Source organism: Streptomyces sp. NPDC005899, from assembly GCF_040629645.1.
Taxonomy (GTDB): domain Bacteria; phylum Actinomycetota; class Actinomycetes; order Streptomycetales; family Streptomycetaceae; genus Streptomyces.
Window position 1 is genome coordinate 1 of sequence record NZ_JBEXWB010000402.1, and the last position, 5,199, is coordinate 5,199.

General features: G+C 72.7%; 5 protein-coding genes. 3 read left to right on the top strand and 2 right to left on the bottom strand.

Annotation, left to right across the window (positions count from 1 at the left end):
- Positions 1–171: 171 nt before the first annotated feature.
- Positions 172–1,617 carry a nucleobase:cation symporter-2 family protein gene (locus ABZ371_RS28575; RefSeq protein WP_358684877.1) on the top strand — a complete coding sequence of 482 codons (1,446 nt, stop codon included), beginning with the start codon at positions 172–174 and terminating at the stop codon, positions 1,615–1,617.
- A 139-nt stretch (positions 1,618–1,756) separates the two neighbouring features.
- Here ABZ371_RS28575 and ABZ371_RS28580 read toward each other — a convergent pair whose 3' ends face one another.
- Positions 1,757–2,548: a chitosanase gene (locus tag ABZ371_RS28580; RefSeq protein ID WP_358684879.1), complete on the bottom strand. Its 792-nt coding sequence runs from the start codon at positions 2,546–2,548 to the stop codon at positions 1,757–1,759.
- 64 nt (positions 2,549–2,612) lie between these two features.
- Between ABZ371_RS28580 and ABZ371_RS28585 the strand changes: the two genes are divergently transcribed.
- On the top strand, positions 2,613–3,296 hold the full coding sequence (locus ABZ371_RS28585; protein WP_358684882.1) for an alpha/beta hydrolase: 684 nt from the start codon (positions 2,613–2,615) through the stop codon (positions 3,294–3,296).
- Positions 3,297–3,386: 90 nt separating this feature from the next.
- Here ABZ371_RS28585 and ABZ371_RS28590 read toward each other — a convergent pair whose 3' ends face one another.
- Complete coding sequence (locus tag ABZ371_RS28590; protein WP_358684884.1) at positions 3,387–4,034, bottom strand: TIGR03086 family metal-binding protein; 648 nt, start codon at positions 4,032–4,034, stop codon at positions 3,387–3,389.
- Positions 4,035–4,157: 123 nt separating this feature from the next.
- Here ABZ371_RS28590 and ABZ371_RS28595 point away from each other — a divergent pair, with 123 nt between their 5' ends.
- Complete coding sequence (locus ABZ371_RS28595; protein WP_358684886.1) at positions 4,158–5,150, top strand: fibronectin type III domain-containing protein; 993 nt, start codon at positions 4,158–4,160, stop codon at positions 5,148–5,150.
- The last annotated feature ends 49 nt before the right edge of the window (positions 5,151–5,199 follow it).

Below are 5,199 nucleotides of genomic sequence, written 5' to 3' on the forward strand. Positions count from 1 at the left end.
CGGGCACCGGCGGCACCACGACACCCCGCCCGGCCGCGCGTACCCCGTGTACGCGCGGCCGCGCGGGCGCACCGAGCTGCCCGCACCAGCTGCACGACCTGTACCAACGCACCACTTCGCACCACCTCCCTGACACCCACGTCACCGACGTGCACCCGACCGGAGGAAGCCGTGGCAGCTACGCCCAGGTTTCGCAAGGACGCAGTCGAAGGACCCGACCGTGAGGACCCCGCCGGCTCCGGCGGGAAACACCCGGTCGACGAGACACTCCCGCCCCTCAGGATGTTCACCAGCGGGCTCCAGCACGTGGCCGCGATGTACGCGGGCGTGGTGGCCCCGCCCATGATCGTCGGGCCTGCCGTGGGCCTCGACGCCAAGGAGACCGCCTTCCTCATGGGGGCGAGCCTCTTCACCGCGGGCATAGCCACCCTGCTCCAGACCCTCGGCTTCTGGCGCATAGGCGCCCGCCTGCCGTTCGTCAACGGGGTCTCGTTCGCCGGGGTCACCCCGATGATCGCGATCGGCAAGGACCGGGGGCACGACGGCATCGCCGTCATCTTCGGCGCGATCATCGTCGCCAGTCTCCTCGGCTTCGTCCTCGCCCCCTACTTCTGCAAGCTCGTACGCTTCTTCCCGCCGGTCGTCACCGGCACCGTCATCACCCTGATCGGTGTCTCGCTCCTCCCGGTGGCCTTCAACTGGTCCCAGGGCGGCAACGCGACCGCCGACGACTACGGTTCGACGACCAACATCACCATGGCCGCGGTCACCCTCGTGATCGTGCTGGCCCTGCGCAAGCTGCTGCGCGGCTTCCTCCAGCAGATCGCGATCCTGCTCGGCCTGGTCATCGGCACCCTGATCGCGATCCCGGTCGGCATCACCGACTTCGGGGCCCTGGGCGACGCCGGCCTGGTCGGCTTCCCGACGCCTTTCCACTTCGGCGCCCCGCAGTTCGAGATCGCCGCGATCATCTCCATGTGCATCGTCATGCTGGTCTGCATGACCGAGTCCACCGCCGACATGCTGGCGCTGGGCAAGATCGTCGGCCGGCCGGCGGACGAGCGGACCATCGAGGGCGGCCTGCGCGCCGACACCCTGGGAAGCGCCGTCAGCCCGCTCTTCAACGGCTTCATGTGCAGCGCCTTCGCCCAGAACATCGGGCTGGTCGCGATGACCAAGGTCCGCAGCCGGTTCGTCGTGGCCGCCGGAGGCGTCATCCTCGTGGTGCTCGGGCTCGTCCCCGTCGCCGCGTCCGTCATCGCCCTCGTACCGCTGCCGGTGCTCGGCGGCGCCGGGATCGTGCTGTTCGGCTCGGTCGCCGCGAGCGGCATCCAGACCCTGGCCGCCGCGGCCCTGGAGAAGGGCGAGAACGCGCTGATCGTCGCCGCCGCCGTCGGTGTCGGTCTCATTCCGATCGCCGCGCCGGACTTCTACCACGCCTTCCCCGAGGACCTGCTCGTCGTCCTGGACTCGGGCATCTCCACGGGCTGCGTCGTGGCGATCCTGCTGAACCTCGCGTTCAACCACTGGGGCCGGACACCGCAGGACGGGCCACAGGACGGTGTGGCGGACAGCGACCTGCCGAAGGAGCCTATGGCCGTACCCGTAGCCCACTGACCGGTCCGGTGTGCGTACGGCCCCCGGCCGGGGGCCGTACGCACACCGGTGACGTGACGTCAACCGGGCGTACGCGGGAAGACCGGGCGTCGGCGGGAACAGCCGGGCGTCCGGCGGGAACGGTCCGGCGTCCGGGGCGTCAGCCGATGTGGAAACCGTCGCCGTAGACCTGCCAGTCCAGCGGCGGGTCCAGGGCGAGATTGCCGTTCCGCAGGAAGACCCGCTGGGCGGTGTCGACCCGGCTGGTGTCCGAGTGGGCCTCCTCCTGCCGCATCGCCCAGACCCGTGCGTCCAGGAACGCGTCGAGGTAGGCGACCTCGTCGCCGCCCTGCGACGGGGGCAGTGCCCGGTCCAGCGCCAGCCGCCGGATGGAGCCGAAGCTCGTGCTGTCGCCGCCTCCGCCGTGCATGACGATGGCGTCGTAGTAGGCGAACTGCCCCAGCGTGCCGAGCCCGTCGGCCTTGGCCTGACGGACCGCCGGGTCGAAGTACACCCGGTCCCGCTCGTCGTTCTGCGCCTGCTGGAACGCCGGATCGGACGCCGCCCGGGCCCAGTCCCCGGTGAAGCCCGGGTCGAGGCCCTCGTGCGAGTCGGTTCCGTCCACCGCGCGCAGGGCGGGCAGGTACCTCTCGAGGACGTTGCCCGGCGTGCGGCCGGCGTACAGCTCGACCAGGTCCAGCATGTCTCCGGTGCCCGAGCAGAAGCCTATGATGCCGGCGGTGTAGCCGCGGCCGTCGCCGATGTCCTCGATGTAGCGGTACTGCGCCTTCCAGTCGAGCGAGGAGTTCTCGGCGCTGGAGACCAGCCGCATCGCGATGTCCTTCTTCGCGGGGTCGTCGAGCCCCTTCTCCGGGCCGCCGGAGCCGGCGCCGGAACAGCCGGTCAGGGCCAGGAGCAGGGCGGCGGCGAGGACGGGACGTCTGTGTTTCACGTGACAAGCCTGCCAGGCCGGGTGCCGGAGCCTGCGGGTGTCCGGCGCCTGTAGCGTTCGGGGCATGGAAGATCAGTCTGTTGTGGATGTCGGCGACGTGCGGCTGGCGTACCGGGCCTGGGGCGACCCGTTCGGCTCGCCCGTGCTGCTGCTGCACGGTCTCGGCGGCTCGTCCGCGAGCTGGGAGGCCGTCGGCGGCCTGCTGGGTGAGGAGTGGCGGGTGTACGCCCTCGACCTGCGCGGGCACGGTGAGAGCGACTGGCCGGACGAGTACGGCTTCGAGCAGATGAGGGACGACGTCCTCGGTTTCCTCGACGAGCTCGAACTCGACCGGGTCGGCGTCGTCGGGCACGCGATGGGCGGAGTGGTCGCCTACCTCCTGGCCGAGGAGCACGCGGACCGGGTGGAGCGACTGGTCCTGGTCGAGACCCCGCCGCCCTTCCCGGGGCAACTGGCCGCCGAGGGCCCGCCCACCGGCCCGGTGGACTACGACGAGAACGCCGTCCCGGCGGTCCGCGCGCAGATCGGCGAGCCCGACCCGCGGTGGGAGGAGGAACTGGGCCAGATCGTCGCGCCCACCCTGATGATCGCCGGGGGCCCGGAGAGCGGCATGCCGCAGTCGCGCCTGCCGGACATGGCCTCCCTCGTCCCGGACTGCAGGCTGGTCACGCTGGGCGGCGGCCACCAGGTCCACAAGAGGCACCCGGATCAGGTGGCCCAGCAGATCACGGAGTTCTTCACCAGCTGACAGGGCGGACGCGGCGGCGGAGCGGAGAGCGACGCCGGCCGGTGGTCCCCCGGCGTCGCCGGGTCGCGGGCGTCGCCCGGGGGACGGATGTCACCGGGGCCCCGGCCGTCCCCGGTCGGGGTGACAGCCGCCCCCGTCACCCGGCCGCCAGTCCGGGCGGCGGCCGCTCAGGGCGATCACCTGGTCCAGCAGCGGGGCGCCGGGCGGCACGGGGATTGGCGGGCCGAAGGGCGATTCGGTGGGCGCCCCCTCACCGGTGGGGGTCAGCAGGGCCTGCGACGCGCGCAGTCCGGCCTCGTCGGCCCGGAAGGACTGCCCGGTCGCCCGGGCCAGGTCCCAGCCGTGCACGAGCAGTTCGTTCTGGACGACCATCGCGGCGACCCGGCCCGGCAGCTCCACCCCACCCGCCCTGGTCATGCCCTGCCGGGACGCGGGCGCGCGCCACGCCGCGACCAGTTCGTCCAGCAGCGGCCCCAGCGACTCGCGCCAGTCGTCGGGCAGCGGGGGGAGCCCCGGGCCCGGGGGAGTGTCGGTCGAGGCCCCGAAGCGTTTGTCCGCCGCGTCACGGAAGGCGGCGGCCAGCCCGACGACATGGGCGAGCAGGTCGCGTACCGCGTAGTCGGGGCAGGGCGTCGGGTGGCTCATCAGGTCCTCGCCGATCGCGCCGGCCAACTCGCGGACGCGCCGGGCCGCCGGTTCCAGATCGATCGCGGGTGCGGTTTCGCTGTCGGTGTCCATACCCTTCCGACTCCTCCCGGCCGCGGATCTCATCGCCGGAGCGGGACATTGCGGAACGTTCCGTGCCTGCCCCTTGTCGGCGGCCCCACCCGCATGGCATACAGGTCTGGACCATTGCCCCGGATGGAAGGCATCTCTGTGCAACGCCCCCACGCACGCACCGCGTTGACCTGCGCCGCCGCCCTGCTCCTCGTCTCACTCACCGCCTGCGCGGGCGGCGCCGAGGCGGACGACCGGAAACCCACGCCACCCCGGGGTGTGACCGCGCAGGCAGGCAGTGCCACCTCCGTGCACGTCATGTGGGAGCAGTCCACGGACGACAAGGGCGTCACCGGCTACGAGGTCTACCGGGAGGGACGCAAGGCCGCGTCGGTCCCGGCGGGCAAACGGATGACCGACATCGGCGGGCTGACCCCCTCCACCGCCTACACCTTCACCGTCAGGGCCCGCGACGCAGCCGGAAACCTCTCCGCCCCGGGCAGCGCCGCCCCCGCCACCACACCCGCGGCCCCTGCCGCCGACACGGCGCCGCCGACCGCCCCGGTGAAACTGCGGGGCACGGCGGACAGCGGCCGGACCGCCACCCTGTCCTGGGGCGGCTCCACGGACGACGTGCGTGTGACCTCGTACGACATCTACCAGGAGGACTCCAGGATCCACACCGTCGCCGGCACCGGCACCACGGCCCGGCTCACCGGACTGCGGCCCGGCACCGTCTACACGTTCACCGTCCGGGCCCGTGACGCCTCCGAGAAGAGCTCGCCGGACAGCAACGCCCTCGACCTCACCACCCCGTCCGCCGCGGGCGCCCCCGCCGGCACCGCGCCCACCGGTCTGCGCACCCGGACGACGGCCGAGGGCGGGGACTTCGCGGTCGACCTGTCCTGGGACCAGCCGGACACCGGCGGCACCATCCCCGCCTACCAGCTCTTCCTGAACGGGAAGCCGACCACCACGATCGTCTGGGGCGGCACACCCCCGGCCGGCCGCGCCACCTACCGGCTCACCCTCACCGACCCGCCCGGCACCCGTTACTCGCTCAAGATCCGCCCGAAGCTGCCCGACGGGACGTGGGGCGACTTCTCGGCCCAGCGCACGATCGTCCTGCCGGGCTGATCCCGCGCCCGCCCCCACGGCGGACCCGCGCCGACGGGTCCGCCACGGA